We start from the raw sequence: 26,326 nt of genomic DNA, 5'->3' as shown, positions 1-26,326 counted from the left end.
CCTGGTGAGGCGGCACTTTCAGGGGACCCGTTTGTGGCGGGCCCGGTCTATGCTGAATCCCACACCGAGTCCACTGAGACCCCCGGAGGCGGCATGTTCGGTGAGGACGCGATCGCCCAGCAGCTGGCGGAAGCCCGCTCGGCGCTCGACGAAGTCAGACAGCAGCAGGGCCAACCGGTCCAGCCCGTCACCGCCGAGGCGGCGGACGGGCGCATCCAAGTGACACTAGGCGCGAACGGCCGCGTCGAGAGATTCCGCTTCCTGGAGGAACGGGTCCTCAAGGAGGGCACCGAGTTCCTCGAAGCGGAGATCGCCAAGGTCGTCAACGCCGCACTCGACGCCCGCACGGAGGCGCTCACGGCAGACGTCCCGACCCCGGACCTGGAGGCGATCGGCGAGGCCGTCGCCCAGATCCAGGAGCAGGGCGTGCGCCAGATGCGCGACATGACCGCGCAGATCAGCGCCGTCATGCAGAAACTCCAGGGGGGGAGCTGACATGGTCGTCAAGCTCGACCTCGAATCGATCCGCGAAGGCGCGCAGCAGCTCGACGCCGCGACCGAGACCGTGCAGGGACTCTTCGACCAGTTCAAGTCCTCAGTAGAGGGACTGGCGGACTCGTTCGGCGGGGACATGATCGGCAGCCTGCTCGACCTGGCCCACCAGGTCTGCATGGAGGCCATCACCGAGTGCATCTCGACCAACATCGAGGACCTGGGCGACTACGCCAAGAACCTCCGCGAGATGGCCGACACCCACGAGGACAACGACGCCGAGGTCGAACGGCTCTTCAAGGAGCTGCTCGCGGCACTGGGCAGGGACTGACCCCAGGGCCCCGCCCGATCCCCGACCCCTGACTTCTTCCACCCTCCACTCTCCCTCTTCCCCAACGGCCGCCGGCACCGGCCCGCATCAACTCCTTCATAACGCTCCGTACCACGGGCACTGCGCAGTGTCCCCTCTCTAAGGAGCCCTCTGTGGGTTTGCAACTGCCCTCCGAGCTGAGAAGCCTCCTCAGCATGCTCGGCTACGACTGGCCCGAGCCAGACGAGGAGAAGCTCTTCAACCTCGGCGACACCTGGACCGGCCTGGCCGACCAGATAGGCGGCGCCATCGACAAGCTCGAAGCCGCCGCGAAGACCGTCATCGACAACAACATCAGCGAGGACATCGCCGCGTTCAAGTCCGAATGGGAGGACGGCGAATCGGCGGTCCGCAACATCGCGGACATCGGCGAGCCGTCCAACATCATCAGCATCGGGCTCATGATCGCCGCCGGCGTCGTGCTCGCCCTGAAGATGCAGATGATCGTCCAGCTCGTGACGCTCGCGATCCAGATCGCGCAGGCCATCGCCACCGCCGTGGTGACGTTCGGGGCGTCCCTGCTGGAGATCCCCATCTTCAAGATGATCACCTCCAAGCTCATCGACATGCTGCTGGACATGGCCATCGAGTCGGTGCTCAATGGTTAGGGCCCGCACCCGCGCCGCGCGGAAGACCACCGCCAAAGGCGCGAAGATCATCTCCGGACTCATCAGCAACACGCATTTCTTCCGCACTGGGAAAGGCGGCGGCAGCTGGGTCAAGAAAACGGTCAAGAGCACCGCGCAGAAGTCGACCCGCTCCAAATGGCGCGCGAAGGTCGGCCGCTCGCTCAGCAACGACTACAAGGGCACGTTCTTCAAGAAGCACCCGAAGCTCAAAGGCAAAGTGGTCGTCCACCACGCCGTCGAGCAGCAGGTCATGCGCAGGTACAAGGGCCGCTTCTCCGCCGCAGAGCTGCACTCGCTCGAAAACCTCCGCGGCATTCCCAAGGGCCAGGTGAACAGCCGCGTCCACCTCAGCCAGATCCGCAAGGAATGGAACCAGTTCTACAAGGACTACCCGAACGCCACCCGCCAGCAGATCCTCGACCACGCGACGAAGGTCGACCTCAAGCTCGGCACGAACTTCAATCCGTCCGTTCCCTAAGTTAGGATGCGCCAATGAGCTACTTCCATCTGGAGCCCGAGGTCGCCGGGGAACTCGGCGAGGACACGGTCATGGACACCGACGTGCACCCGCCCGTCGTGACCAGGCTCCAGTACGTGATCCAGGACTGGCTCGGCGACGAGATCCTGGAGTCGACCCCCTGCTTCGTCGTCACGGAGCACCTGGCCGGTCTCATCGGCGCGGCGGGCCTGTCCGGGTACCGCCTCGCCAGCGCCGAGGTCGTCCTCGGCGAGGACGCCGAGGAGCTCGCGGGCGGCCCCGTCGACCTGCCCAAGTGGCAGTGGCTCCAGCTCACCGGCACCGCCGGGAGCGACGACTTCGGGGCCTCCGCCAACGGCAGCCTCGTCGTCTCCCAACGGGCCCTCGACGTCCTGCGCCAGGGCGCCCTCAACAACTGCGACATCGAACCGCTCTAGCAGGCGGCGAGACGAGGGGCGGCCGGTTCACCGGCCGCCCCTTTCGCTTGCGCGCCTTACGGGTCAGGGTCAGAACATGCCGGAGAAGGCCGCTACGACGAAGAGGACCAGGACGACCAGGACGCCGATCGCGATGTAGAGGAACAGCTGGGGGGAGAGGATGAAGATGACGAGGCAGGCGACGGCGGCGATGGCGACGGCCACGCCCGCGATCTTCCACTTGCTGGAGCGCTCGTCGGCGCCGTCGCGCAGCTGCTGGTTCGCCTTCGACAGGGAGTCGGGGCGCATCTCGCGGGTCGGCTCCATCGACGCCTCCGCGAAGCCGGGCGGGGGGAGCTGGCGGAGGTCGGAGATGAGCACGTCCAGCTCGGAGTAGACGCGGGCGCGCATCGCCGCGTCCACCCGGTCCTGGTACTCCGGTACGTCCAGGCGGCCCTCTTCCACCGCCTGACGCAGGCGCTCCATGACGACCTGGCGGTCGCTCTCCGAGGCGCGCATCTGATCGCGGTCCATTCGGCCACACCTCCAATGTCGGATGCTCCGTCTAGGATGCCAGGGCCCGGCAACACGGTGCCAGACTCTTCCCGAACCGGCGGGAAACTGGAACGATGAGGAGGTGAGCGAACAGCTGATCGTCGGCGTCGGTGCGGCCACCGAAACGACCGACATGGTGCTCAACATCGGCCCGCAGCACCCCTCCACGCACGGGGTGCTCCGGCTCAAGCTGCGGGTGGACGGCGAGCGCGTCACCGAATGCGAGCCGATCGTCGGGTACATGCACCGCGGCGCCGAGAAGCTCTACGAGGTGCGCGACTTCCGGCAGATCATGCTGCTCGCCAACCGGCACGACTGGCTGTCCGCGTTCTCCTCCGAACTCGGCGTCGCCCTCGCCGCCGAACGCCTCGCCGGGATCGAGGTGCCCGAGCGCGCCGTGTGGCTGCGCATGGCGCTCGCCGAGATGAACCGCATCCTCAACCACCTCATGTTCCTCGGCTCCTACCCGCTGGAGATCGGCGCGATCACCCCGATGTTCTACGCGTTCACCGAACGCGAGCGCATCCAGGCGGTCATGGAGGAGGCCAGCGGCGGCCGCGTCCACTACATGTACAACTGCGTGGGCGGCCTCAAGCAGGACGTGCCCGACGGCTGGGAGGACCGCGCCCGCCGCGCCGTCGACGACGTCGAGACCGGCATGGCCCGCCTCGACAATCTCCTGCGGCACAACGAGATCTTCGCCGCCCGCACCAAGGGCGTGGGCGTCCTCGACGCCGCCACCGCCGCCGCGTTCGGCGTCACCGGGCCCGTCGCCCGCGCCTCCGGCCTCGACTTCGACCTGCGCCGCGACGAGCCCTACCTCGCGTACGGCGAACTCGACCTGCCCGTCGTCACCCGCACCGAAGGCGACTGCTACGCGCGGTTCATCTGCCTCATGGACCAGGTCGCCGCCTCGATCGAACTCGCCCGCTTCTGCCTCGGCCGCGCCGCCACCACCGCCGGCCCCGTCAACACGAAGCTCCCGAAGATCTTCAAGCCCCCGGCCGGCGAGACCTACGTCTGGACTGAGAACCCCCTGGGCGCCAACGGCTACTACCTCGTCAGCCGCGGCGAGAAGACCCCCTACCGGCTCAAGCTCCGCACCGCGTCCTACGCGAACGTGCAGGCCCTCGCCACCCTCATGACCGGCTGCCTCATCCCCGACATGATCGCCATCCTCGGCTCCATGTTCTTCGTCGTCGGCGACATCGACAAATAGCGCGTCAGGTGCAGCCGCCCGTGGTCTCGTGGACCCGGAGCGGCTCGGCCTCGACCGCCTCCGTCCACGACGACAGCTCCTCGCCGCCCGGGCAGGGGACCGCGCCGTAGGACCAGTCCGGGGTCGCGCTCGCGGGCGGGTCCGGGGCGAAGGACGCCACACCGGTGCTGTCGAGCGGGCGGCAGCCCGTGACCGCCTGGACCGTCACCGGGTCCGACCAGCGGCCGCCCGGGGGATCGGGGACCTCGGCGGTCACCCGGAGGCTGATGTAGCCCGCCGACTCGCCCGACCACACGGCCGCGTTCGAGTTCGAGGACCGCTCCAGGCCGAACCGGTCCGCGAGCGCCTCGACCTGGTCGACCGTCGCCCCCGACACCTGGAGCGTCCGCGACAGCGACAGGCCCGGCCGCACCGGCGTCACGTCGCACTCCTCCACCCCCAACGGGCCCGCCGCGAGGACCGCCGCGCCCGTCACCGCCGCGGCCGCCTCACCGAGGGCCGCGTCCATGACCGCGCGCGCTTCAGCGGCGTCCACCTGCTCGCGGACCGTCGCGCGCGTCCCCGCGAACGCGGCCGCGAGCAGCAGCAGCGCCCACACCACGACCGCGGCGCGCAGGCGGCGGCGCCAGCGCGCCGAGACGTTCGAGAACACGGGACACAGTCTGCCCTACCCGATCGGCGAGACAACCGTCACAATCAGCGATCCGGTGTCACACTCTTGAACCATGCCTCGTCCTCCCCGCATGAACCGACCGGAATCCGTCACCGCGCTCTTCGAAGAGCTGCGCCCGCGCCTCGTCGGCGTCGCGTACGGACTCCTCGGCTCCGTCAGCGAAGCCGAGGACGTCGTCCAGGACGCCTGGATGCGATTGCAGCGCACCGACACCGACGCCATCGACGACCTCACCGGCTGGCTCGTCACCACCACCTCCCGCCTCGCCCTCGACGTCCTGCGCTCCGCACGCGTCCGCCGCGAAGCCTATGTGGGGCCCTGGCTCCCCGAACCCGTCGAGACCGCCCCCGACCCCGCCGACAGCGTCAGCCTCGCCGACTCCCTGTCCTGGGCCATGCTCGTCGTCCTCGAAACCCTCAGCCCCGCCGAACGCGCCGCCTTCGTCCTCCACGACGTCTTCGGCCTCACCTTCGAGGAGGTCGCCGACGCCCTCGGCCGCAGCGCCGCCGCCTGCCGCAAACTCGCCAGCCGCGCCCGCGACCACGTCGAGGCCCGCAAACCCCGCTTCGACGTCGACCCCGACGAGCACCGCCACGTCGTCGAGGCGTTCTCCCGCGCCGTCACCTCCGGCGACATCGACGGCCTCACCGCCCTCCTCGACCCCGACGCCGTCCTCACCTCCGACGGCGGCGGTGTCGTCCGCGCCGCCCGCAAACCCGTCCACGGCGCCGAGAAGGTCGCCCGCTTCCTCACCGGCGTCACCATCCGCTACGAGGACTTCCACCACCAGGTCACCAGCGTCAACGGCGCCCCCGCCCTCATCTCCGTCATCGGCGGCGAGATCGGCGGCATCACCCTCCTCGGCATCGCCGACGGCCGCATCGTCGCCGTCGACATGGTCCGCAACCCCGACAAGCTCACCGGAATCCACGAAGTCCACCGGCCCCGATAGGCCGCGCAGAAAGGAACCACCATGGAAGCCCGACTCGCCTTCACCGACACCCAGTTCGCCAAGTCCTACTACAAGAACATGCTCGCCAACGAGATGCTCTTCCACACCGCCACCACCGTCCCGTTCCGCACCATGGAGCTCATGAAGCTGCGCGCCAGCCAGATCAACGGCTGCGGGTACTGCACCGACATGCACTTCAAGGACGCCGTCCACGCCGGGGAGAAGCCCGAGGACTTCAACCTCGTCGCCGTCTGGCGCGAAGCCCCCGTGTTCACCGACGCCGAACGGGCCGCGCTGGCCCTCGCCGAGGATTCGGCGCGCATCGCCGACAACCCGCACGGCGTGAGCGACGAGACCTGGGAGGCGGTCCGCAAGCACTACGACGACGAGCAGATCGCCGCCCTCGTCGCGATGTGCGCCCAGATCAACGCCTGGAACCGCGTCAACGTCATCCTCCGCACCCCGGCCGGGTTCTACGACCCGGAGACGAAGACCGCCCGCTACAAGGACCTCCAGAAGCAGCAGTAGGGGAAGCGGGGCCGGGTCCCCGGGTCCGGCCGGACCCGGCCGGGCAGAGCTCGGCGGGGCGGACCCGCGGGGCCGAAATCGGCGGGGCCGGGCCGCGGCCCGGCCCGTCTGGAACATTGGAGGTGATGTCGCTGGAGGAACTGCCGGTCTGGCTGCCGGACTGGTGCCGGGAACACCTTGGGAGCGAGCCGGTCTCGGTGCTGTTCGGGATGCGGCGGATCTCGACCGTGGCGGGCCTGCGGCTGGCCGACGGCCGGGAGGTCGTGGTCAAGACCCGCGCCGACGAAGGCCGCGCCGCCTCCTGCGTTGCGGCGCAAGCGCGGTTGGCCGAGCGCGGGTTCCCCTGCCCTCGGCCCCTCACGCCGGTCGTCCGTGTCGAGGGGCTCGCCGTCCACGCCGAGGCGTGCCTCCCCGGAGGCGAGATGCTGCACGGGGACACCCCCGAGGTGGCCGCGGACTACGCGGTCGTATTCGCCCGCTTGATGAGCGGGCTGGCCCAGGTGCGGGTCGCGCCGCCGCTGCCGAACCCGCGCTGGGTGCGGTGGGACCACGCCGGTCCGGGGCTGTGGCCGCCGATCGGGTTCCTCGACGACCGCGACCAGGGCCCGGTTCTCGCAGAGGTCATGGATGCGGCCCGGCGGGCCCGCGCCCGGCTGCTGGCTGCCGGTCTGCCGAACGTACTCGGCCACGCCGACTACGAGGCCCAGAACCTGCGCTGGCACGGCAGAGAGCTACGGGTGGTGCACGACTGGGACAGTCTGGCCTGGCAGCCCGAGGCGGCATTGGTCGGTGCGGCGAGCGGGACCTTCGCCAACACCGGACCGCCGACCCTCGCGCCGGTCGAGAGTTCCGCGGCGTTCCTCGACGCCTACCAGGAGGCCCGGGGCCGCTCGTTCACCACCGCGGAGCACGAGATCGCCTGGGCCGCCAGCATCTGGCCCGCGGCGCACAATGCCCGATGGGAGGCCCTGCACCAGCAGGACCCGCTCTGCGGCAACGCACTCCGAGCGCAGGCCGAGGAGCGCCTCCGCCGCGCCGACGCCTGACGGCCCGATGGCACCCCGGTTCCGGTCCGCACCGGGCCGTCGCCGCCCCGAGCGGGAACTACCGGCCGGGCTCGTCGTCTTCGAGGATGCGGCGGTGCGTCCGCTGAAGCTCGGCACCAGGGGCGAGGCCGAGCGTGGCCGCCATGCGGTCGCGGGCCTCGGCGTAGACTTGGAGGGCCTCCCAGCGGCGGTGGTCCTTGTGGAGGGCCAGCATCAGGAGCTCCACCAGGCGCTCGTTGAACGGGTTCGCGAGAACACCCGCGCGCAGCTCCGCGACCGCCGCACCGTAGTCGCCGATCTCCACCAGCATCGCCCAGCGACGCGACTCCACGGCGAGGCGGCGCTCCGCGAGCTCGACCGCGGTCGCGTACAGCGGACTGTCGATGTCGATGCCCTCCAACGGACTCCCGCGCCACAGACGCAGCGCCCGCTGGTACAGCCCGACCGCACCCGCCCTGTCGCCCGCCTCGCCCGCACGCGCCGCCCGGCGGCACCAGTCGTCGAAGACCTCCAGGTCCAGCTCGCCCGGCTCGGTCCGGAGCACCACCTGGCGCCGGTCCGCGACCAGCCGCGACTCCTCCGAACGCGGATCGACCAGCGCAGACCGCAAGCGCCGCAGATAAGTACGGAGGTTCGACCCCGCCGACGGCGGCGGATCGCTCCACACCATGCTCCCCAAACGCCGCCGCTGGAGCGGCCGCCCCGTGTTCGCGAGCAGCGCCGCCAGCACGGTCTGCTGACGTCCCCCGCCCAGATGGACCGCGACCCCGTCGACCACCACTTCGAGCGGACCGAGCATCCGGAACTCCATGAGGACCCCTTCGCCGAAGAGCGCGCCCGCAAGCGCCTGCGACGGACGTCGCCTCTCATATACGCCGCGTATGCGTCCTGAAGTTGCGTTCGTATCCACTGTGCCGCATACGGTTCGGGCATGGGCAAATTCAACGGGACACTCACCGGCACCACCACCCGCAAGCGCGTGCTCGCGGCGGCCGCATCGGTCGCGGCCGCCGCGGGCGCGCTGGCGTTCGCGCCGACCGCCGCGCAGGCCGAGACCACCGGCGACCACTGCGTCTACGACCTCGTCACCGAAGAACTCACCTGCGCCGACTCGCCGGAGGCGGCGCTCGCCGCGAACGCCGAGGGCCTCCAGGCGGACACCGTCCTGGTGCGGATGTACGACTCGGTCAACTACGGCGGCGCCACCCACACGCTCAGCGTGCCGGGCGCCTACACCTGCTCGGCCGCGTACACGCCGGTCGAGTTCACCATCACCAACATGGGGAGCTTCACCAACAAGGCCAGCTCCGTCCACACGTACCACTCGTGCGACGTGAAGCTCTTCGACAACGCCAGCGCCACCGGCACCTCCTCCACGTGGATCGACAACCTCGCGAACCTCGACAGCATCTCCGGCGGCTGGAGCGACCGCGCCAGCTCGTACCAGATCAGCTGACCTGCATACGAAAAGGGCCCGGACACGTTCGTGTCCGGGCCCTTCCTGACTGGGATACGAGCTGAATCGCCCCGGTCGGTCCTAGCGGCTGACGGCGAGCTTCGTCTCGTTGACGCCGCGGGCGGCCTCGATCTCGCCGGTGGCGTCGCCGTAGCGCGAGAGCGCCCGGAGCGTCCACTTGCCGGGGGCGGCGAAGAAGCGGAACTGGCCGCCCTCGCCGGTGACGACCTCGGCGGTGAACTCGCCGGTGCCGTCGAGGAGGCGCACGTAGGCGCCCTGGACCAGTTCGCCCTCGTCGTTCACGACCGTGCCGCTGAGCACGGTCTCCTTTTCGAGGTCCACGGACGCCGGCAGGGCCAGGTCCTGGTCCGGTGCAGCGCAGCTGTCAGACATGGAGGTTCCTTTCCGTACCGTCGCCGGTGCTACTTGGTGCCGGGCTCGTCGCCCAGCGCGATCGGGACGCCCACGAGGGAGCCGTACTCGGTCCAGGAGCCGTCGTAGTTCTTGACGTCGGTGTAGCCGAGGAGCTCGCGGAGCGCGAACCAGGTGTGGCTGGAGCGCTCGCCGATGCGGCAGTACGCGATCGTCGACTTCGACTCGTCCAGTCCGGCCTCGCCGACGTAGAGCTCGCGGAGCTCCGCCTCGGACTTGAAGGTGCCGTCCTCGTTCGCGGCCTTGGACCACGGGACGCTCAGCGCGGTCGGGATGTGGCCGGCGCGCTGGGACTGCTCCTGCGGGAGGTGGGCCGGGGCCAGGAGGCGGCCGGCGTACTCGTCGGGGGAGCGGACGTCGATGAGGTTCTTGACGCCGATGGCGGCCTCGACCTCGTCGCGCTTGGCTCGCAGGTCCCAGTCGAGCGGCTTGGCGACGTACTCGGTGGCCTCGCGCTTGGGGATCTCGGTGACGACGTCGCGGGCGTCGAGCTCCCACTTCTTGCGGCCGCCGTCGAGGAGCTTCACGGACTCGTGGCCGTACAGCTTGAAGTACCAGTACGCGTAGGCCGCGAACCAGTTGTTGTTGCCGCCGTAGAGGACGACGGTGTCGTCGTTGGCGATCCCGCGCTCGGAGAGGAGCTGCGAGAACTGCTCCTGGTTGACGAAGTCGCGGCGGACGGCGTCCTGGAGGTCGTCCTTCCAGTCGATCTTGACGGCGCCCTTGATGTGGCCGCTGTCGTAGGCGGAGGTGTCCTCGTCGACTTCGACGAACACCACTCCGGGGGTGTCGAGGTTCTCTTCCGCCCAATCGGCGGTCACCAGCACGTCTTCACGGGCCATGGCTGTTCTCTCCTGAACGTAGAAAGGTTTCGGTATCCGGCTGTTCCGAGTTCGCGAGGGCCCGGCGGGCGGTGCAGAGGAGCCGTCGGCGACGGCGAGCAGGGTGATCCAGGGGATCGTTCATCCTGGGATCGGGACCGGTTCCGGTCGCGCACGGAGACGCGTTCAGGGAACCTGGGGATGCAAGCCTTGCTCTTGGATTTCACGCACGCTGGGCCGCAATGCGGCGACTGCAATCGGCCTCCGGGGCCGGGCGAGTCGCCTAAGGCATTCGACAGAGCGTGGCCGCGATCGTGCAGTAGTCGATCGCGCGCCGCTTCGTGAGCATCGGCTTGCGCATGGGCAGAACGCTAGCAGACTTCCCGGGCCGAATCCACCGTCGTTCTCGCGATGCGGACCCCGAATGGAACCGAACGCGAGGGGGCGGTCACCCGTCAGGTGAGGACGACGTCCTCGGCGGTCGCCGAGATGGCGACGGCGTCCCCCTCGAACGCGATCTCCGCGAGCGTGATCCCGTACGGCAGCTCGGGGAGCTGCACGGTGGAGGTGAGCTGGGACGCGAACTCGTCGACGAGGGGCTGCACGGCCTCCGGGAGGCCCTGCGTGAGCGACTCCACGGCGTCGGGAGTGAAGCTGACGGCGCCGTCGCCGACCTCGATGCTCCCGGTCGCCTGGAGGTCGACGCTGATGCCGCCGAGCTCCTCGGTGGTGGTGAGGGTCGCGTTGCCGTCGCGGTCGATCTCCAGGTCCCAGCCGGTCTGCTCGGCCAGGAGCGCCTCGATCGAGTCGACGGAGATGGTGCCCTCGACGTCGAGGGTCCCGGCGACCGCGTCGCCGCCGTCGCTGAGCTCGCGCCAGTCGGCCTCGACGTTCCGGGCGGTCATGGCGAGCTCGGGGAAGACCAGGCCGTTCGCGCCGACGTCCTTGAGGGTGATGTCGATGCGCTCGAAGTCGCCGGTCCACGCCTGGGTGGCGAAGGGCCAGCCGTGGATGGTCACGTCGGGGCGCTGCTCGGAGTAGGCGCCGTGGTCGGCGGCGGTGGCCGCGACCTCGGTCGCGATGCGCCGCTCGGCGACCGCGTTCGCGACCCGGTCGCCGAGGGCGACGAGCGCGGCGACGATGACGAGGGTGATGAGGAGGCGGCGGAGGATCTTCACCAGGTGGCTCCAGGGAGTCTCGGGGTGCGTGCGGCGCGAGGGGTGTGCGTCAGTCGATCATGTAGTAGGCGCTGAGGAGGTACACCACGGGGCCCGTGACGGCGAACGCCAGGAGCGGGCCCGCGGCGCTGACCACCGGGTTCGGGGCGGTCCCGGCGCCGTCGATGCGCCGCGACGCCGACATGTAGCCGCACGCGAGGTCCGAGAGGACCGCGATGAGCGCGACGAGGAGCCCGCCGATCGCGGCGTGCTTCGGGTCGGGGCCCTCGATGACGAGCCCGGCGTACGCGGCGGACGCGGTGCCGCACATGGTGCCGATGACGATCCCGAACGCGCCGCGGGTGACCTGGCGGTTGATGCGCGGGTCGGGCATGACGAGGTCCACGGCGCGGGCGGCGAGGACCGCGGTCCCGGCGGCGACGACAGCCGAGTACATCGCGGGCGGCGCCGACCCCAGGCGGGACAGGGCGATGTAGCAGGCGTACCCGCAGACGGCGACGCACAGGAGCATCGTGAAGCCGAGGCTCTCGGTGAAGCCCTCGTGGGTGCGGCGCACCAGCTGCCCGGCGACGGCCGCGCCGAACGCGAGCGCGAGGAGCACGGTGACCGGCAGGAGCGACACGGGCGTCCACGTGACGGCCACCCAGTCGGCGGCGACCGCGAGGAGCGACGCGACGGCGATGGTGATCCAGGCGCCCTCGATGCGGCGGACCCACGTCATGAGGACGACGGCGGCGATCTGGAGGACCGCGATCCCGGCGGCGTAGACGGGCCGCTCCATCTGCGCGCCGAGGACGAGCCCGGCGGCGACGACGATGACGACGGCGATCGCGGGGAGGCGGTGGAGCAGGTGCGGGGTGGGCGGGGGGAGGGTGTGGTCGTCGCGGCCGTCGGCCCCGGCGGCCCGGTAGGCGCCGGTGTCGGCGCCCGGGGTGCGGCGGGGCGCGGGGCGCCGGGAGGAGGCCTTGCGGGCCTGCGCCTTCCGGGGCGCCGCCTTGCGGGAGGGCGCGGCCGGGGGCGGCTCCTCGGGGTACGTCTCGCCCCAGGCGGGGCCCTCGGCGGGCCGGGCCGCCTCGGGGGGCTCATGGCCCCAGGTCTCGTCGGGTCGGCTGTACGACACGGACACAGCCTACGGCAACGCCCTTGTGCACCGTTCACCTTCGATGGGCGGTCCGTCCCGGTGTCGGGGAGACCGCCCCGGCGGGTGACGGGGCGCCCCGGTCCGTGTGCGGCGCGTGTCGGCGGGGTGAACGGCGGTTTGCCGACTCCTCGCCTGGACCCGTCCCGCATAGTGAAGTGACGCGGTGGTGACGCTGGTCATTCGGCGGGTGACCGTTTACACTCGGACAGGACTCCACCTACCGCATGTAAGCCCACCCGTCGCCGAAGCCGGGAAAGCGATGTTCGCGTGTGCTCACCTACCAGCGGAGGACTGCCTTGGAAATCCTGATCCTCACTTCCAACCCCGTGCCGGAGTCCCCTGAATCCATCCTGCCGTCCCTGGAGCTGCTGCCGCACCGCGCGCGGTACGCGGGCCGGGACGTGCGGGCGCTGCTGAGCGGCCCGAGCCCCGACGCGGTCATGGTCGACGCCCGGTCCGACCTCGCCGACGCCCGCGCCACCTGCCGCGTCCTCCAGGCCACCGGCCTCACCGTGCCGCTCCTCGCGATCGTCACCGAGGCCGGACTGGCCGCGCTCCAGGCCGACTGGGGCGTCGACGACTTCCTGCTCGCCTCGGCCGGCCCGGCGGAGGTCGAGGCGCGCCTGCGCCTGACCACCGGGAAGCCCAACGCGGCCACGGCCTCCGGGCCCGCGGTGATCCGCGCCGGGGACCTCACGGTCGACCCGGACACGTACGCCGCGAAGCTCAAGGGCGCCCCGCTCGACCTGACGTACAAGGAGTTCGAGCTGCTGCGGTTCCTCGCCCAGCACCCCGGGCGCGTGTTCACCCGCGAGCAGCTGCTGCGGGAGGTGTGGGGCTACGACTACTTCGGCGGCACCCGCACCGTGGACGTCCACGTGCGGCGGCTGCGCGCGAAGCTCGGATCGGAGTACGAGTCGATGATCGGGACGGTGCGGCAGGTCGGCTACAAGTTCGTGGCGCCCCCGCCGGAGAACCTCCGCGAGTCGGAGCCGCTCCCCGAGCGGGTCGACGCGTAACGGTCGCTTTCCATTCGTTCCCCGTTCACGTCAGCGACGGGAGAGGCGGTTCCGCACAGCGGGGCCGCCGCTTCTTTTAGTTTCCACAGTTGACAGTGGGGCCAGAGTTCCCACCGGTCCAGGAGTTGTGCTCGAAATTGTTGCCCCCGTGAGCATTTCCGCTCGTTCGGGTGAACGGTCTCCCGGAGTCGTGCCAAACAGGAATATTAACCGAATAAAAGAACCGCCGAGAAGCCTCCTAAACGGACAATTCCGGCAACAGAGAGTACCCGTGGGGTGGCACTCGGTGGATAGAATTGAGGTCGCTTTGGACTCAAACCCTCGTCCCCCTTGGAGTGTGACCCCGTGTCCGATCGCTCCGTCGACCCCGACGCCCTCGCCGAGTTCCGCGAGGCCGCGCAGGGCCGCTTGGATTTCCTCGAAACACTGATCGAACGGCTGCGGCACGGCAATGAACTCGGCGTGGAGCCCGGCTTCGGCCTCCTCGACTCCGGCCAGACCGCCCGTGAGATGTACCGCGACTTCCACCGCCAGACCTGGTCCAACCTCCAGGACCTCCGATCCGATCTGGCCGGCATCATCGCCACGGTCGACGGCGTCGCCGAGCGCGCCGCCGAGACCGACGCGTCGTCGGCCGCCCATCTGTCGCGAAGCAAGGACTGACCGACATGCCTGAGACCCAGACCAGCGGCGACACCGGCCGCGACGACGACCGCACCGACGAAGAGGTCGACGAGCCGGACGGGGACGACGACCGCGACGAGGACCGCGAGGACGACGACCGCGGCCGCGACGATGACGACGACCACGCGAGCCGCGACCGCGACGACCATCCGCGCGGGCCCCGCGAGGAGTACGAGAACAACGCGCCTGACGACTCCACGGTCGTCGAGTACCAGCGGCGCGACGCCGACGCGCTGTTCCTCTCCGGCGAGCCGTGCGGCTACGCCAACTGCCAGAACGGGCCCAACGAGGCCGAGGACGCCTGGATCAAGCTCGTCTCGGCCATCCCCATCGCCGGGCAGGTCCAGATGCTCACCGTCGAGACCAAGGGCACCCCCGCGCCGAGCCAGGACAGCATCCGCAACCTGGTCGCCGAGGTCCGCCCCGACGACCCCGACAAGTACGCCCTCCGCATGGTCAGCGAGCACTGGCAGACGTTCAAGAACGACTTCGACACCGACCCCGCCAACGGGATCGCGCCGACGCTGAAGTCGGCGCTGCGCTCGCTGTCGGAGACGTGGAAGGGCACCGACTTCGACGCGTTCGCCGAGCAGGTCGAGATCGTGCTCGCCAACTGCGCCTCGGTGTGCGACGACATCGGCGACGCCACGACCGGCGCCGTCGGGCTCCTGGAGCAGAAGGCCGACGAGTTCTTCGGCCTCCAGGGCGGGGACTCCGGGGAGCTGCCGTACCCGGCGCCGCTGTACTGGATCTCCGACATGGAGTCGATGTTCACCGACCCGCTCGTGCACGTGCGGCCGCCGTTCCGCTCCGGGTGGTGCGACGTCACCGCCGGGTGCGACAACGACGGCGGGCTCATCGGGGCGCTGCTGGAGCTCGGCGGGTTCGAGAAGGACTACGTGTCCGAAGTGAACGACTACGTCGAGAACCAGACCGACTACTACATGCGCAAGCACAAGAACGACGAGCCGCCGATCACCGAGGAGCAGGCGCGCTCCTGGGCGCAGGCGGACGCGAACCAGAACATCACCGCCGACGTCAACGCCGGGATCGACGACTACAACTCGCGGTCGCAGATCGCGAACGAGGACGTGGTGAACCGCTGGGAGAACGCCGAGGAGTCGGCGTCGACCTTCCAGCCGGAGGCGTACCCGTCGAGCCCGTCGACCTTCCGCGACTCCTCCGACATGCTGTCGGACTCCTACGGGGGCCTGGACGGCGGCAGCGGCGGCCTGGAGAGCGGCGCGCCCACCGGCGGCGACGGCCTGGAACCGCCCGGCGGAGGTGGAGGCGGCGGCGTCAGCGGCGGCCTCGCCTCCGGCGGGGGCGGCCTCGGCGGCTCGACGCTCGGCGGCGGCGGGTCGTTCCCGGTCGGCGCGGCCTCCGCTACCGGCGCGGGCGCCCTCGGCAACACCGCCGCGGGCCTCGGCGGCACCGGCGGCGGCATGGGCGGCATGATGGGCGCCGGCGGCGGCATGGGAGGCCGCGGCATGGGCGGCGGCGAGGAAGGCGCCGAAGGCGAGCACAAGGACTGGCTGGAGGAGGACGAGGAGATCTGGGGCATCATCCGCGATGCCGAAGAGGACCCGTACGCCTAGCCATACCCTTTGCGCAGCAAGTCGACACGGCGCCCCGGAGCTTCTGCTCCGGGGCGCCGTTCACTCGTTCGGGGGAACTTCGGGCGGGGGACGGGGTCCGGGGGCGGTTCTTGTCGGACCCGGGCGGGAGGATTCGGCCGAGGCTTCCTCTTCCCCTGGGAGGGTGGGGGCTAGGGACGGTATACGCGGCTTTGCGTTGCGCGCGAACCCTAGACGCCGTCCAAGACCGGCCAGCCGCCCCTCCACTCGATCCGCTCGATGCCGAGGTCGAAGTGGCCGTCCTCGTGGTAGGAGTGGTACGCCATGAGGCCGTTGCTGATCGACTGGCCGCCGGTCGCCACGTAGTCGCCGTGGGCGCCGAGGACCAGGGTGCCGCCGCCGTCGGTGAGCGCGACCCCGGCGCGGTCCGTGAACGGGCCCGTCGGGGAGGTCGAGCGGCCCACGCGGATGTTGTACGTCGAGTCGGCGCCCGCGCAGCAGCCGTCCCAGGACGTGAACAGGTAGAAGTAGCGGCCGTGCTTCACCAGCGCGGGCGCCTCGATCCCCGCGCCGCCGCGGCCCGCGACGTGCACCGGGGCCGCGCCCGCCGCGACCTCCCCTGAGGGCCAGTCGAGTTCGAGCATGTAGATGCCGCTCCACCACGACCCGTACGCCATGAAGTGCTTCCCGCCCGCCTCCAGGACCGTCGGGTCGATCGCGTTGTACGGGTCGCCCTGGTTCGACTCCCACACCTGCCCGCGGTCGGTCCACGCGTAGTCCGGGTCGGCCGGGTCGAGGGTGGTGTTGACGGCCAGGCCGATCACCGAGCGCTGGTTCCCGAACGTGGAGGCCGAGTAGTAGAGGTAGAAGACGCCGCGGTCCTCGACGATCTCGGGCGCCCACAGGTTGTCGACGCCCGGCACGGCCTCGGTGAGCCACGCGGGCTTCACGTCCCAGACGGTGTCCGTGTAGGTCCAGGTGGCGCCCTCGTCGGTGGAGGTGCGGATCGTGATGTTGCCGTCGCCGAGCGGGCCCCAGCCGGTGGCGAACACGTACCAGGGCTCGCCCTCCTCGCAGGAGGCGTACAGGCCCGGGTCGTGGGCGCCGAGGTCGCCGCCGAGGGGGCCGGGCGCGTCCGCGGTGCAGGCCCGGCCGTGGCCGCCGCCGTTCCCGTGGCCGTTGCCGGGTCCCGGTCCGGCCTGGACCGGGGCCCCGGACGCGACCAGCGCGAGGGCGGCGACCGCCGCCGCGAGGAGGGGTATGCGCTTGCTTCTCATGGGTGACCGCCTGAAATCGAGGAATCGAGAAAGATTGATGTTAACGTGCGCATCACATCGCGGTCAAACCCCCGGACCGGCCCCCCGCCCCGTCCCCTGCCCGTCGCCGGGCACGGAACAGGGCGCCCGCCGCAACCGCGGCAGACGCCCTGAACACTCAGATACCTAGGCGCTCACACGCACTCAGGTCGTGATCCCCACGACCGTCGCGTCGATCGCCTCCCCGTCCGCCGCATAGTTCAGCGTCCCGAGGTAGCGCGAACCCGCGTCCAGGCCCGACCACGACAGCGACAGCGAGTACGCCCCGCCCGTGGTCACGTCCTGCTCCGCCGGAGCAACGGCGAGGTTCCCCTCGTCGCCGCCCGGCACGACCCACGAGTGCAGCGTCGCCTCAAGCGGCGAGGGACCCGCCCACTCGTCCACGAACACCACGAACGTGTAGCCGCCCGGCAGCGTCACCGTCTCGTTCGAACCGCCCGAAGCCGACAGGCCGACCAGCGTCAGCTCGTCGCCCTCCTTCAGGTACACGAACATGTCCAGGTCCGTCCCCGTCGGGTGCTCCGACTCGAACGTCGCGAACCGCACCAGCGCCGCATCCGCGGGCGTCGTGAACTCGTACGACACCACATGCGAGTTCTCCGCAGGGGAGTCCGTCGGGAACGACGACGAGTCCGGGTCCGTCAGCGTCGAGGTCGAGACCTCCGACGCCACCAGGCCCGACACCGAAGCGCCCAGCGCCCCGTCGAAGCCCGCCAGACCCGACAGGTCCTCCGAACCCGAAGCGCCCGAAAGCGACAGCTCATCCGCCGCAGCCAGCTGCGACGGCTTCACCGTGATCGGCGAACGCACCTCGTGGACCGTCCGGTTGCCCTTCGTCTCCGTCCACGTGATGTCACCGAACGCCCAGTCGCCGAACGACGCGTCAGTGCGCGTGATCGTCAACGTGTACGTCGCCGACTCGCCCGGCCGCAGCGTGATCCGCGACTTGTCGACCTCGACCTCGAAGCCCGCGGGCGCCGTGATCTCCGCCTTGTACGTCGACTTCTTGTCCGACGCGTTCGTCACCGTACGCGACACCTCGTAGACCCCGGTCAGCTCCGCGACCGTGATCGACGGGTAGTTCAACTGCGACGGGTCCATCGAACCGAGCGCATCGCAGTTCGACTGGATCTTGTACGCCTCAGGCGTACCGCAGATGTACTGGATCCACTCCACCGGCGACGACTCGTACACCAGGCCCGGGTCGAACATCGCCGCCCCGTCGGCATGGCCCGCACCGTAGTCGAACGGCGTCGCGTCCTCACCGGCCCGCTGGATCGGGTCCCCGGCCTGGTCCTCCTGGTACGCCGTCGTCATGATCGCCGACTTGATCGCCATCGGCGACCAGCCCGGGTTCTCCGACGCCAGCAGCGCCGCCAGACCCGCGATGTGCGGACTCGCCATCGACGTGCCCTGGTTCGTCCCGAAGTCGTTGCCCGCGTGGTTGTCAGGCGTGACACCCGCGACGACCTCCATGCCCGGAGCCGTGATGTCCGGCTTCAGCAGGTTCTGCCCCGCCGCCAGCGCCGGACCGTTCGACGAGAAGTCCGCCATCACCGGCGCGTTCCTGTCCTCCAGCTCAGAGCCCTCGACCTCCACCTTCGGGTTCGAGCGCGAGCCCACCCACTCGGAGAAGTCCTGCCCGTCCTCGTACGACAGGTGCAGCACCGGGACCGCCTGCGACGTCACGACACTCGCCGGACCCCGCTCGAACTGGTCCACCACGATCAGGGCCTTGCCGCCCAGCGACGCGATGTAGTCCGCGTTGTCCGAGAACAGGTTCCCGCGCACGCACACGATCGCCTTGCCCGCGACCAGCTCCGCGTCCAGCGTGCCCGCGTTGCACGTCGCCGCCGCGGCCGGATCGGCCCCGTCGAGCGCCACGTCCTCGGCCAGGCGCACCCGCCACTCGGCCTCGCCGACCATGCCCGCGGCCTCGACCTCGGTGCGGCCGTACTCCAGCTCCGTGCGGAACGTCTGATCGTGCGAGGACGCCGCCACCGTGGTCACCCACGGCTCCTGGTGGTCCACCGTGGACGTCGGGCCGTCGTTGCCGGCGCTGGCCGCCACGAACACGCCCGCCGCGGCGGCGTTGAAGAACGCGATCGACACCGAGTCGACGAACTCGGGGGTGCCGGTCGAGCCGATCGAGAAGTTGATGACGTCGACGCCGTCGGCGACGGCGGCCTCGATGCCCGCGACCAGGTCAAGGCCGGAGCAGCCGCCCCAGCAGACCTTGTAGGCGGCGACGCGGGCGGCCGGCGCGATGCCGGAGAACGTCCCGAGGTTCTCGCCGTCGATCTTGACCTTGGTCTTGTAGTTGCCGGCGGCCGTGGTCGCGGTGTGGGTGCCGTGGCCGTCGGAGTCGCGCGGCGACGCGTAGCTGGCGGCCGACACGCCGCGCGCGTCGAACCAGCGGGCGCCGATGAGCTTGTTGTTGCACTCGATGTTCCCGGCGGGGTCCTCGTCCTCGCCGGTCTCGCACTCGCCGTTCCACTTGGCGTCGATCGTCGCCTGGTCGGGGCGGGGCTCGGAGAGCGGTGCGAGGGCGGGGTTCTCGGGCCAGATGCCGGTGTCGAGGACGCCGACGATGACGCCCTCGCCCGCGTGCTTCGCGGAGCCGAACTGCTCCTCCCAGGCGCCGTCCTTGCCGGAGACGTCGAGGAAGCCGGTCGCGTCGATGGCGCCGGTCGGCTGGTAGATCACGTCGGGGATGACCGCGAGGACGTCGTCGCTCGCGGCGAGCTCCTCGGCCTCGGCCGCGGTGAGATGGGCACCGAAGCCGTTGAGGACCGTGTCGTACTGGGTGAGGGCGTCCACGTCGTACTCGGCGATGACGTCGGCGCGCTCCTCGGCGAGGAAGCCCGCGTACTCCTCGACCGCGGCGGTCGCGAAGTCGATCGTGCCGCCGTCGGCGGGGGCCGTCGCGTCGAGGCCGGACACGCCGCCCTCGTACGTGGCGATGGGGTCGTCGGCCAGCTGGACGACGTAGTAGCCGTCCTCGTAGACGATGGGGGCCGCGGCCTCCTTGAAGTACTGCGGGAAGACCTCGGGCAGCGAGGACTCGGCCGCGGCCGGACCCGCCGCCGCGGTCGTGAGCGCGGCGACCACCACGGGGACCGCGGCGGCCGCGACTGCGGCCCTGGTTCCTGCTCTGGCGCGTCTCGCGACGCGCCTTGTCTTACTGGGGGACGGAGATCCCATGCGATGAGCTCCTCTCAAGGGGGGCGCGCACCGCGGAGGGTGACTGGTCCTCCACCGCAAGGTCACTTGCCGTGGCCGCGGCGCACGGAAACGAGCCTATTGCGAGGAAGGTTCGGTGTAAACCCTCGTATGAGGGGATTGCCGGGATCAGGCATGACTGTTATGGGGCCGTTACAAAGGACGTTGCGGCGTCCTTGTATTCACAGAATTCCATATCCCGCCGGGAGCGGTCTACCAACGCCACCAGAGGAATCGGCGCTCATACCGGAAGGTCACGGAACTGGCCTTCGCCTTCCCCGAGAACGTGAAGCGAATGCCCGAACCTCCCTTGTAGGGGGCGTGATTGCTCACCGAGCTCGCCATGACGTCCGTATTGTCGTCCGTCGCGTAGGCGCCCCTGGGGAGGACCACTTCGAGGGACGACGCGATCAGGTTGACGTCGATCTCGACCTCGCCGGTGCGGATCACCGCGTGGCGGCAGTCGAGCTTCACGGACGACGCCTTGGCGTCCACGACGAGCCGCGCCGGGACGACCCAGTCGCCCTTGCGCTCCATGGACGACGCCTTCGGGGTGAGGCGCAGCTCGGTGGGGGCGTTGGGGGCGATCGGCGCGGCGGCGGGGACGGCGAGCGTCCCGGTCGCCTCGGGGAGGTCGGCGAGGAGGTGCTCCACCTCGGCGAACGTGCGGGCCTCGTACGCCTTACCGGAGCGCTCGGCGAACTCGTGGAGGTCGAGGCGGCCCTCTTCGGTGGCCGCGTGGAGGCGGGCGATGACGGCCTCGCGGTCGGCGTTCGACATGCGCAGGTTCGGGTCGGGCCGGTTCATCGGAGGGCGCTCTCTTCAAGCGGTGCCATGGCTTCTCATCTTCTCTTCGGGCCGGGGTCGAGCCGCCGCGGCCGTCGCACCAGCCCGCCGTTGCACCATTCGTGGTAGTCGAACAGGTCCGGTTGGCGGATCAGCGCTCGGGTGTTGGCTGCCCACAGTCCAACATACTGGTCCCGCGACTCGGACGCCTTCTCCAGGAGCCGGTCGACGCGTTTGCGCGGGTGCACGCGGAACTTCGTGCGGACCGCGTCGCCCGCGTAGATATAGAGCACGTGCAGCGCGAACGACCGCTTCGGGCAGGTCGGGTCGCCCGCGAGCTCCAGCCAGGTGTCGGCGAGCTCGTCGGTGGCGAGGGTGAGGTCCCACTGCCGCCCCTCGGGGGCGGTCGAGTACGGGTCGAGCGCCCACTCGGTGATCTCCTGCGGCGTCGGCTCCGCCGGGCGCGCGAACCCGCCGAAGGTCCCGTCGGCCACGTGCGCTCCCCGCCTGATTTGAACAATGCTCGCACCGATCCTAGCCCGCCGCCGCCCGCGGCCCCGCCCCCGTTTTGGCCTCCCGCCCCCCGGGGGGCCTCCCCCCTCCCCCCCCACCCACCCCGCCCCCCGATCCCCGCCCACCCCTGTGGCGCCGGCGCCGCCCGGTCGCTGTTCCGGCCATGGCTTTACATCAGGGCCAGGGACACTTCCTCGATGCGGGCGTTGATGTCGTGGAGGTCGTTGGCGCTGGGGTCCCAGCCCTTGCGCAGGAGGAGGTCGCGGAGGCGGATCAGCCACGGGCGGGGGTGGTCCATCACGTCGGTGGCGGTGAGGACCTCGACCTCCCAGCCGAGGTTCTGGAGGAGGTGGTGGCGGCGCCGGTCGCCGGTCTCGGCGGCGAGGCCGAAGTGGGTCGCCATGCCGTCGTACTCGACCCCGATCCGCCACCGGTCCCAGCCGAGGTCGAGGAAGCGGGACCTGCCGTTCGGGCCGCGGACCCGCAGCTGCGGGACCGGCGCCGGGAGGCCCGCGTCGGCGATGAGGCAGCGCGTCCAGGACTCCATGGGCGACTCGGCGCGCGGGTCCGCGGCCAGGAGCGTCGCGTTCGCGCGGCGCAGCCGCTCCCCGTGCAGCGGTTCGAGCGCGCCCGCGAGGCGGTGCACCTCGACGCCCGCCCGCAGGAACTGGTCCGCGGCGGCCACCGCTTCGAGCCGCGGCAGGTCGGCCGCGCAGTCCACCAGGGTCCGCGCGAGCGTGGTCACCGGGAGGCCGTCGACCACCGTGATCTCCGCGAGCACCGGATCGGCCGAGGACTCGACCGGCCACTCGCGCTGATCGGCGCCCGGCGGGAGCACGTCGAACCCGTGGATCCAGGCCGCGGTGCGGCCCGTCGCCACCTGGCTGAAGTCCGACTCGAACACGGTCTCGAACCGCAGGAGGAGGTCCTCCCCGGCGGCGAGCAGGTCGCCTTCGAACGGCGAATCGGTCATTGCGGGAGCTGCGGTGCGGTACGTCGGTATCTGCGTCATGTCTCAACGGTCGCCGACCCGCCCCGGAGCGTCCACATTTTTCTTCCCCGCCTGTGGATAACCCGTGGTGAATTTCTTTGTATGCAGGTCAGGGCCTGTGGATAACTACTGCGGGCCCGGGCTCGCCGCCCGGGCCCTCGTGCTCACTGGCCCGCGCGGCGGCACGCGCCCTCGGCGACGCCCCGGGCGACGCCGGTGCCCGCGAGGGACTTCACGCAGGCGTCGTAGCCCTTGGGGTAGGTCTGCGCGCCTGCGGTGACGCAGGCGGTCTTCCTCGCGGCCGTGAGGGAGTAGCCGTTGGAGGTGAGGTGGGTGAAGCACTCGGAAGCACCGGCCTGCGTCGGCGAGCCGGCGGCGAAGGCGATCGCCGTCCCGGCGATCACGGCGGTGGAGGCGAGTGCGAGGCGGCGGGTGAAGGTCCGCATGGCGGCTCCGTTCGAGGGTGGCGGGGTCCAGTCGCACCGTATCAACCTCGCGGTCCGGGCGGGGGCGCCGAATTCGCCACCGAGGCGGGAGGGACATCGGAGCTGTTGCGCCGCAACGCAAAGCGGTGCGAGAGAGACCTTCAGGTCCCTCCCGCACCGCCGTCGTTCAGTGCCCCGGAGTCAGTACTCGACGTCGCAGAGCTTCCAGGCGCCGCTCTCCTCGACCGCCGTGAACGTGTACCCGGAGTCCAGGTCGTCCTGGGTGTCGGGCGGGAGGTCGTCCATGGTCCAGCCGACCCAGACCTGCGTCGCGCCGCTCACCTCCTTCGACATGCTCCACAGGAGGAAGCCAAAGTTGCCGCCCTCGTACTCCAGCTCCCAGTCGACGTCGAACTGCATGTTGTCGCTCGGGCTGGCGCACACCACGGACTGGAGCGCCGCGTCGTCATCGGTGTCCGACGCGAGGCGGTACGTCAGGGCCGCGCCCTCGGGCGAGTTCGCCTCGAAGTCGTCGGAGCTGACCGGGGTGCCCCACCCTTCCATGGTGGCGCCGGAGTCGCCGCCGTCGTCCGTGGGCTCCTCGGAAGCCTCCTGGGACGGCTCGTCCGACGGCTCGGGGTCGTCGGAGGCGCTCGTCTCCGGGTCGCCGCCCGCCTGCGGGTCGTCCTCGTCGCCGGTGAGCTTCGGGATGAGCAGGACCGCGGCCACGCCCAGGACCACGACCAGGCCGACCACGACCGCGAGGATCACGCCGAGGTTCCCGCCCTGCTTCGCGGGCGGGATCGGCGGCGGCAGGACCGTGCCCGGGGCCGACGGGTACGGGCCCGGCTGGACTCCCATCGGCGGCGTCCCCATCGGGGGCTGCGAGTACTGCGGCTGCTGCGGCGGGGGCTGCATCTGCGGCTGCGAGTAGCCCGGCTGCTGCTGGTAGTAGTTCGTGGGAGGCGGAGGCGTGTTGTACCCCTGCGAGTAGGGGTCGCTGGGCTGCTGCGGCTCGGGCTGCAGCTGGTACTGCGGGTTCTCGCCGCCGGGGGGCGGATACGTCATAGCTCTAACACGCCTCGTCTGCTCAGGGGCTGGGGCCGGGCCGCGGAGGGATGGGTTCCTCCCGCGTGCTACCGATCGTACAGGCCCCGCGCGAGAATGTGGCACCCGCGAAAACGCAGGTCCGGGCCGCAATACGGCAACAGTCCCGCATACCGGGCGCCCCGCTCCGCCCCCGTTGCGCCGTTTCGGCCGTCGCACACCCTGTGCGACCGTCCGGCCCCGGCGAGGACTACGCTTCATGCCCCGGCCCTCTGCGGACCGGGCCCCTCACCAGGGCCCCGCACGGCGCCGTACCGAGAAGTTCAGGCAGCACAGAACCACCGCTTCTACCCGAGGTTCAACGTATGGCGCACAAAGCAATGGGGCTCTGGACGCTCAGGTTCTCCTCCGTCCTCGCCCCCGTCCCGGTGGTCGAGCTCCTGGAGATCGACCGGATCTGGGGCTACGGCCTCCTCTGCCCGGCCATCGCCGCCACCTGGGCCACCGGCGTCTGGCAGCGCCGCCGCCAGCTCGCCCGCACTGCCCTCGGCACCGCCCCCGCCGCCCCGCCCCGCCAGGGCTTCTGGGACCCCGACCGCGCCGGCGCCCCCGCACCCGGCGGGCACGATGAACGCCGCGACCGCGCCATGACCAACCTCGTCGCGTCCATCAAGGACGAATCCGTCGACGCCGACCTGCGCATCCAGCTCATCCAGGACCTCGTCGACCTCGGCGGCGAGGCCATGGCCCTGCGCCTCTCACCCGTCGCCGTCGCCTCCGAAGTCGACGTCGAAGTCCGGCTCGAAGCCGCCGAGCACATGGGCCGCTTCAACCTCGACGACGCCGTCCACGCCCTCGAAGCGATCGCCACCGACTCCGACGTCGACGACAAGTACCGCCTCGACGCCGCCAGCGCCCTCGCCGACAGCGCCGCCGGCCCCGCCGCGATCGCGCTCATGCAGCTGGTCACCGACGACCGCGTCAGCGAGTACGTGCGGCACTCCGCGGCCCAGGCGCTGCGGCGCGTCAACCGGGACGCCGCGGCGATGGCGCTGCGGCACCTCGCGAACGCGCCGCTGGTGACGTCGCGGCTGCGGATCATCTGCGCCGAGCAGCTCGCCGACGACAGCCGCGAGGACGCCCGGGAGGCGCTGTGGCGGATCGTCAAGGGCGTGGAGTCGCTCATGGACCACCACCTGGGGATCGATGCGGCCGAGGCGATGCACGGGGTCGACCCGGACGCGGGCGTGGAGGCGTACTCGGTGCTCGCGGTCGACGCGTGCTTCCACTGGGCGGGCCGGATCGAGGCCGCGTACCGGCTGGGGCGGCTCGGGGTGGGGGACGGGTTCGACCTGCTGTCCGATTTCGCGTGCGCGGAGGGCGTGGAGGACGTGTACGGGCTGGCGGCGCTGGACCGGTTGTTCCAGTTGGAGATCGAGTCGGGGACCCTGGACTCGGAGGAGTGACCTACGCGGGTTTGACGGCCGTGTAGACGGTGTCGATCGCGAGGTGGTGGAGGTCGCGGCGGTGGCCGAGCCAGTCGGGGCCGCCGGGGTCGAGGAGGCGCGCCCACGTGTCGCGGTCGGCGTCGTCGAGGTAGTGCGCGAACCAGTCGACCCTGGTGGTGAGCGAGTCGAGGGCGTGGTCGAGGTCGGTGCCGGTGAGCGGGGCGGGTTTCGCGACGAGGTCGTTCTCGGTGTGGACGTTGATGAGCCCGGTGTGTTCGAGGGCGAGGTTCCAGCCGTAGGGGAGCGGGGTGCCGCCGTGGGCGGCGAGTTCGTCGGCGAGGCGGCGGGCGCCCGCTTCGATGAGGCGCAGTTCCAGGCCGGGGCGGCCGGTGCCGAGGTTCGCGGGGAGGAACTGGGGCGCGGTGCCGCCTTCGCCGATGGCGAGGCGCCCGCCCGGGTTGAGGAGCGCCGCGAGGTTTCCTAGGGCCGCTTGGGGGTCGGCGGCGTGGTGGACGACGTGTCCGGCCCAGGCGAAGTCGACGGGGGCGAGGGCGGCGAGCGCGTCGGGGTCGTCGATGGACGCGAGGGCGGTCGGCATGGGGGTGCCGCGTTCGGCGGCGCGTTCGCGGACGAGGTCGAGCATGGCCGGTTCGGCGTCGACGGCGGTGACGCTCACGCCGGGGAGGGTCTCGGCGATGGCGAACGCCATGCTGGCCGCGCCACAGCCGATGTCGGCCGCGGTGTGCGTGCCGGGACCGGTGAGGGCGGCGGCGAGGCGGCGGTACCTGGGGGTCTCGGCGTCGGCGCGGGCCCGGAACCGGGGTGCGGCCTCCGCGAAGTCGAACACCGCGTCGTCGCTGCCGTCGCCGTGTCCATGGTGGTGCCCGTGCGGTGCCATGCGCCCCAACCTAT

Annotated in this window: 29 protein-coding genes; 14 read left to right on the top strand and 15 right to left on the bottom strand. The window is 70.8% G+C overall.

Annotated elements, in window-relative coordinates; genetic code table 11:
• The first annotated feature begins 93 nt into the window (after positions 1 to 93).
• The 5 genes from AB0A65_RS04600 (at position 94) to AB0A65_RS04580 (ending at position 2,406) form a co-directional block, all read left to right on the top strand.
• Positions 94 to 495 (top strand): YbaB/EbfC family nucleoid-associated protein, encoded by a 402-nt coding sequence (locus tag AB0A65_RS04600; RefSeq protein ID WP_359946208.1) that lies wholly within the window; start codon positions 94 to 96, stop codon positions 493 to 495.
• Position 496: 1 nt separating this feature from the next.
• Positions 497 to 823, top strand: coding sequence for a hypothetical protein (locus AB0A65_RS04595; protein WP_359946205.1), 327 nt, complete (start codon positions 497 to 499; stop codon positions 821 to 823).
• Between the two features lie 152 nt (positions 824 to 975).
• Complete coding sequence (locus tag AB0A65_RS04590) at positions 976 to 1,470, top strand: hypothetical protein (protein ID WP_359946202.1); 495 nt, start codon at positions 976 to 978, stop codon at positions 1,468 to 1,470.
• The gene (locus AB0A65_RS04585; RefSeq protein WP_359946199.1) at positions 1,463 to 1,969 is read left to right on the top strand and encodes a hypothetical protein; all 507 of its coding nucleotides are present in this window, start codon (positions 1,463 to 1,465) and stop codon (positions 1,967 to 1,969) included. The genes AB0A65_RS04590 and AB0A65_RS04585 overlap by 8 nt, the downstream gene beginning before the upstream one ends.
• A 14-nt stretch (positions 1,970 to 1,983) precedes the next feature.
• A complete protein-coding gene (locus AB0A65_RS04580) occupies positions 1,984 to 2,406 on the top strand; it encodes a hypothetical protein (RefSeq protein WP_359946196.1) in 423 nt (140 codons plus the stop codon).
• A 69-nt stretch (positions 2,407 to 2,475) separates the two neighbouring features.
• On the opposite strand, the gene AB0A65_RS04575 is transcribed toward AB0A65_RS04580, so the two are convergent.
• On the bottom strand, positions 2,476 to 2,919 hold the full coding sequence (locus AB0A65_RS04575) for a DUF1707 domain-containing protein (protein WP_359946193.1): 444 nt from the start codon (positions 2,917 to 2,919) through the stop codon (positions 2,476 to 2,478).
• A gap of 154 nt (positions 2,920 to 3,073) precedes the next feature.
• On the opposite strand from AB0A65_RS04575, the gene AB0A65_RS04570 reads away from it, so the two are divergent.
• Positions 3,074 to 4,159 (top strand): NADH-quinone oxidoreductase subunit D, encoded by a 1,086-nt coding sequence (locus AB0A65_RS04570; RefSeq protein WP_359947171.1) that lies wholly within the window; start codon positions 3,074 to 3,076, stop codon positions 4,157 to 4,159.
• A 4-nt stretch (positions 4,160 to 4,163) separates the two neighbouring features.
• Here AB0A65_RS04570 and AB0A65_RS04565 read toward each other — a convergent pair whose 3' ends face one another.
• A complete protein-coding gene (locus tag AB0A65_RS04565) occupies positions 4,164 to 4,811 on the bottom strand; it encodes a hypothetical protein (RefSeq protein ID WP_359946190.1) in 648 nt (215 codons plus the stop codon).
• Positions 4,812 to 4,902: 91 nt separating this feature from the next.
• Here AB0A65_RS04565 and AB0A65_RS04560 point away from each other — a divergent pair, with 91 nt between their 5' ends.
• The 3 genes from AB0A65_RS04560 to AB0A65_RS04550 all read left to right on the top strand — a co-directional run bounded on the left by AB0A65_RS04560 (position 4,903) and on the right by AB0A65_RS04550 (position 7,358).
• Positions 4,903 to 5,784, top strand: coding sequence for a sigma-70 family RNA polymerase sigma factor (locus tag AB0A65_RS04560; protein ID WP_359946187.1), 882 nt, complete (start codon positions 4,903 to 4,905; stop codon positions 5,782 to 5,784).
• Positions 5,785 to 5,862: 78 nt separating this feature from the next.
• Positions 5,863 to 6,312 (top strand): carboxymuconolactone decarboxylase family protein, encoded by a 450-nt coding sequence (locus AB0A65_RS04555; protein WP_359947168.1) that lies wholly within the window; start codon positions 5,863 to 5,865, stop codon positions 6,310 to 6,312.
• Between the two features lie 125 nt (positions 6,313 to 6,437).
• Positions 6,438 to 7,358: a phosphotransferase gene (locus tag AB0A65_RS04550; protein WP_359946184.1), complete on the top strand. Its 921-nt coding sequence runs from the start codon at positions 6,438 to 6,440 to the stop codon at positions 7,356 to 7,358.
• A gap of 58 nt (positions 7,359 to 7,416) precedes the next feature.
• On the opposite strand, the gene AB0A65_RS04545 is transcribed toward AB0A65_RS04550, so the two are convergent.
• Complete coding sequence (locus AB0A65_RS04545; protein WP_359946181.1) at positions 7,417 to 8,169, bottom strand: AfsR/SARP family transcriptional regulator; 753 nt, start codon at positions 8,167 to 8,169, stop codon at positions 7,417 to 7,419.
• 120 nt (positions 8,170 to 8,289) lie between these two features.
• On the opposite strand from AB0A65_RS04545, the gene AB0A65_RS04540 reads away from it, so the two are divergent.
• A complete protein-coding gene (locus AB0A65_RS04540; RefSeq protein WP_359946178.1) occupies positions 8,290 to 8,814 on the top strand; it encodes a hypothetical protein in 525 nt (174 codons plus the stop codon).
• A gap of 81 nt (positions 8,815 to 8,895) precedes the next feature.
• On the opposite strand, the gene AB0A65_RS04535 is transcribed toward AB0A65_RS04540, so the two are convergent.
• From AB0A65_RS04535 to AB0A65_RS04520, 4 genes are all read right to left on the bottom strand, one after another.
• Positions 8,896 to 9,207, bottom strand: a complete 312-nt coding sequence (locus AB0A65_RS04535) for a DUF1416 domain-containing protein (protein ID WP_106362999.1) — start codon at positions 9,205 to 9,207, stop codon at positions 8,896 to 8,898.
• Positions 9,208 to 9,236: 29 nt separating this feature from the next.
• On the bottom strand, positions 9,237 to 10,088 hold the full coding sequence (locus AB0A65_RS04530) for a sulfurtransferase (protein WP_359946175.1): 852 nt from the start codon (positions 10,086 to 10,088) through the stop codon (positions 9,237 to 9,239).
• A 434-nt stretch (positions 10,089 to 10,522) separates the two neighbouring features.
• Positions 10,523 to 11,245, bottom strand: coding sequence for a DUF2993 domain-containing protein (locus AB0A65_RS04525; protein ID WP_359946172.1), 723 nt, complete (start codon positions 11,243 to 11,245; stop codon positions 10,523 to 10,525).
• 49 nt (positions 11,246 to 11,294) lie between these two features.
• Positions 11,295 to 12,365, bottom strand: coding sequence for a hypothetical protein (locus AB0A65_RS04520; protein WP_359946170.1), 1,071 nt, complete (start codon positions 12,363 to 12,365; stop codon positions 11,295 to 11,297).
• A gap of 317 nt (positions 12,366 to 12,682) precedes the next feature.
• On the opposite strand from AB0A65_RS04520, the gene AB0A65_RS04515 reads away from it, so the two are divergent.
• From AB0A65_RS04515 to AB0A65_RS04505, 3 genes are all read left to right on the top strand, one after another.
• The gene (locus tag AB0A65_RS04515; RefSeq protein ID WP_359946168.1) at positions 12,683 to 13,405 is read left to right on the top strand and encodes a response regulator transcription factor; all 723 of its coding nucleotides are present in this window, start codon (positions 12,683 to 12,685) and stop codon (positions 13,403 to 13,405) included.
• Positions 13,406 to 13,750: 345 nt separating this feature from the next.
• Entirely contained in the window at positions 13,751 to 14,068 is a 318-nt protein-coding gene (locus AB0A65_RS04510) for a hypothetical protein (RefSeq protein ID WP_359946165.1), read from the top strand.
• Between the two features lie 5 nt (positions 14,069 to 14,073).
• Positions 14,074 to 15,687, top strand: coding sequence for a hypothetical protein (locus AB0A65_RS04505; protein ID WP_359946162.1), 1,614 nt, complete (start codon positions 14,074 to 14,076; stop codon positions 15,685 to 15,687).
• 209 nt (positions 15,688 to 15,896) lie between these two features.
• Here the strand turns inward: AB0A65_RS04505 and AB0A65_RS04500 are convergent, their stop codons facing one another.
• From AB0A65_RS04500 to AB0A65_RS04470, 7 genes are all read right to left on the bottom strand, one after another.
• The gene (locus AB0A65_RS04500) at positions 15,897 to 16,943 is read right to left on the bottom strand and encodes an arabinan endo-1,5-alpha-L-arabinosidase (RefSeq protein ID WP_359946159.1); all 1,047 of its coding nucleotides are present in this window, start codon (positions 16,941 to 16,943) and stop codon (positions 15,897 to 15,899) included.
• A 183-nt stretch (positions 16,944 to 17,126) separates the two neighbouring features.
• Positions 17,127 to 20,186 (bottom strand): S8 family serine peptidase, encoded by a 3,060-nt coding sequence (locus AB0A65_RS04495; protein WP_359946156.1) that lies wholly within the window; start codon positions 20,184 to 20,186, stop codon positions 17,127 to 17,129.
• 231 nt (positions 20,187 to 20,417) lie between these two features.
• Positions 20,418 to 21,011 (bottom strand): DUF1707 domain-containing protein, encoded by a 594-nt coding sequence (locus AB0A65_RS04490; protein WP_359946153.1) that lies wholly within the window; start codon positions 21,009 to 21,011, stop codon positions 20,418 to 20,420.
• Between the two features lie 35 nt (positions 21,012 to 21,046).
• Complete coding sequence (locus AB0A65_RS04485; protein ID WP_359946150.1) at positions 21,047 to 21,484, bottom strand: hypothetical protein; 438 nt, start codon at positions 21,482 to 21,484, stop codon at positions 21,047 to 21,049.
• 188 nt (positions 21,485 to 21,672) lie between these two features.
• Positions 21,673 to 22,515, bottom strand: a complete 843-nt coding sequence (locus tag AB0A65_RS04480) for a hypothetical protein (RefSeq protein WP_359946147.1) — start codon at positions 22,513 to 22,515, stop codon at positions 21,673 to 21,675.
• Between the two features lie 143 nt (positions 22,516 to 22,658).
• Positions 22,659 to 22,940: a hypothetical protein gene (locus AB0A65_RS04475; RefSeq protein WP_359946144.1), complete on the bottom strand. Its 282-nt coding sequence runs from the start codon at positions 22,938 to 22,940 to the stop codon at positions 22,659 to 22,661.
• Between the two features lie 180 nt (positions 22,941 to 23,120).
• A complete protein-coding gene (locus AB0A65_RS04470) occupies positions 23,121 to 23,987 on the bottom strand; it encodes a hypothetical protein (protein ID WP_359946141.1) in 867 nt (288 codons plus the stop codon).
• A gap of 344 nt (positions 23,988 to 24,331) precedes the next feature.
• Between AB0A65_RS04470 and AB0A65_RS04465 the strand changes: the two genes are divergently transcribed.
• Entirely contained in the window at positions 24,332 to 25,432 is a 1,101-nt protein-coding gene (locus AB0A65_RS04465; protein ID WP_359946138.1) for a HEAT repeat domain-containing protein, read from the top strand.
• A gap of 1 nt (position 25,433) precedes the next feature.
• Here AB0A65_RS04465 and AB0A65_RS04460 read toward each other — a convergent pair whose 3' ends face one another.
• Positions 25,434 to 26,312, bottom strand: a complete 879-nt coding sequence (locus AB0A65_RS04460; protein ID WP_359946135.1) for a class I SAM-dependent methyltransferase — start codon at positions 26,310 to 26,312, stop codon at positions 25,434 to 25,436.
• Positions 26,313 to 26,326 lie beyond the last annotated feature (14 nt).

Source organism: Glycomyces sp. NPDC047010 (genome assembly GCF_040644205.1).
Taxonomy (GTDB): domain Bacteria; phylum Actinomycetota; class Actinomycetes; order Mycobacteriales; family Micromonosporaceae; genus Glycomyces.
Note: the sequence above shows the minus strand (reverse complement) of the source record. Positions and strands in the feature narration are given on the sequence as shown.

What these genes read in the sequence shown, in the direction of transcription:
- AB0A65_RS04600 (WP_359946208.1), top strand. Translation starts at nt 94, where the DNA reads ATGTTCGGTGAGGACGCGATCGCCCAGCAGCTGGCGGAAGCCCGCTCG.
- AB0A65_RS04595 (WP_359946205.1), top strand. Translation starts at nt 497, where the DNA reads ATGGTCGTCAAGCTCGACCTCGAATCGATCCGCGAAGGCGCGCAGCAG.
- AB0A65_RS04585 (WP_359946199.1), top strand. Translation starts at nt 1,463, where the DNA reads ATGGTTAGGGCCCGCACCCGCGCCGCGCGGAAGACCACCGCCAAAGGC.
- AB0A65_RS04580 (WP_359946196.1), top strand. Translation starts at nt 1,984, where the DNA reads ATGAGCTACTTCCATCTGGAGCCCGAGGTCGCCGGGGAACTCGGCGAG.
- AB0A65_RS04575 (WP_359946193.1), bottom strand. Translation starts at nt 2,919, where the DNA reads ATGGACCGCGATCAGATGCGCGCCTCGGAGAGCGACCGCCAGGTCGTC.
- AB0A65_RS04570 (WP_359947171.1), top strand. Translation starts at nt 3,074, where the DNA reads ATGGTGCTCAACATCGGCCCGCAGCACCCCTCCACGCACGGGGTGCTC.
- AB0A65_RS04560 (WP_359946187.1), top strand. Translation starts at nt 4,903, where the DNA reads ATGAACCGACCGGAATCCGTCACCGCGCTCTTCGAAGAGCTGCGCCCG.
- AB0A65_RS04555 (WP_359947168.1), top strand. Translation starts at nt 5,863, where the DNA reads ATGCTCGCCAACGAGATGCTCTTCCACACCGCCACCACCGTCCCGTTC.
- AB0A65_RS04550 (WP_359946184.1), top strand. Translation starts at nt 6,438, where the DNA reads ATGTCGCTGGAGGAACTGCCGGTCTGGCTGCCGGACTGGTGCCGGGAA.
- AB0A65_RS04545 (WP_359946181.1), bottom strand. Translation starts at nt 8,169, where the DNA reads ATGGAGTTCCGGATGCTCGGTCCGCTCGAAGTGGTGGTCGACGGGGTC.
- AB0A65_RS04540 (WP_359946178.1), top strand. Translation starts at nt 8,290, where the DNA reads ATGGGCAAATTCAACGGGACACTCACCGGCACCACCACCCGCAAGCGC.
- AB0A65_RS04535 (WP_106362999.1), bottom strand. Translation starts at nt 9,207, where the DNA reads ATGTCTGACAGCTGCGCTGCACCGGACCAGGACCTGGCCCTGCCGGCG.
- AB0A65_RS04530 (WP_359946175.1), bottom strand. Translation starts at nt 10,088, where the DNA reads ATGGCCCGTGAAGACGTGCTGGTGACCGCCGATTGGGCGGAAGAGAAC.
- AB0A65_RS04505 (WP_359946162.1), top strand. Translation starts at nt 14,074, where the DNA reads ATGCCTGAGACCCAGACCAGCGGCGACACCGGCCGCGACGACGACCGC.
- AB0A65_RS04500 (WP_359946159.1), bottom strand. Translation starts at nt 16,943, where the DNA reads ATGAGAAGCAAGCGCATACCCCTCCTCGCGGCGGCGGTCGCCGCCCTC.
- AB0A65_RS04495 (WP_359946156.1), bottom strand. Translation starts at nt 20,186, where the DNA reads ATGGGATCTCCGTCCCCCAGTAAGACAAGGCGCGTCGCGAGACGCGCC.
- AB0A65_RS04490 (WP_359946153.1), bottom strand. Translation starts at nt 21,011, where the DNA reads ATGAACCGGCCCGACCCGAACCTGCGCATGTCGAACGCCGACCGCGAG.
- AB0A65_RS04480 (WP_359946147.1), bottom strand. Translation starts at nt 22,515, where the DNA reads ATGACGCAGATACCGACGTACCGCACCGCAGCTCCCGCAATGACCGAT.
- AB0A65_RS04475 (WP_359946144.1), bottom strand. Translation starts at nt 22,940, where the DNA reads ATGCGGACCTTCACCCGCCGCCTCGCACTCGCCTCCACCGCCGTGATC.
- AB0A65_RS04470 (WP_359946141.1), bottom strand. Translation starts at nt 23,987, where the DNA reads ATGACGTATCCGCCCCCCGGCGGCGAGAACCCGCAGTACCAGCTGCAG.
- AB0A65_RS04465 (WP_359946138.1), top strand. Translation starts at nt 24,332, where the DNA reads ATGGCGCACAAAGCAATGGGGCTCTGGACGCTCAGGTTCTCCTCCGTC.
- AB0A65_RS04460 (WP_359946135.1), bottom strand. Translation starts at nt 26,312, where the DNA reads ATGGCACCGCACGGGCACCACCATGGACACGGCGACGGCAGCGACGAC.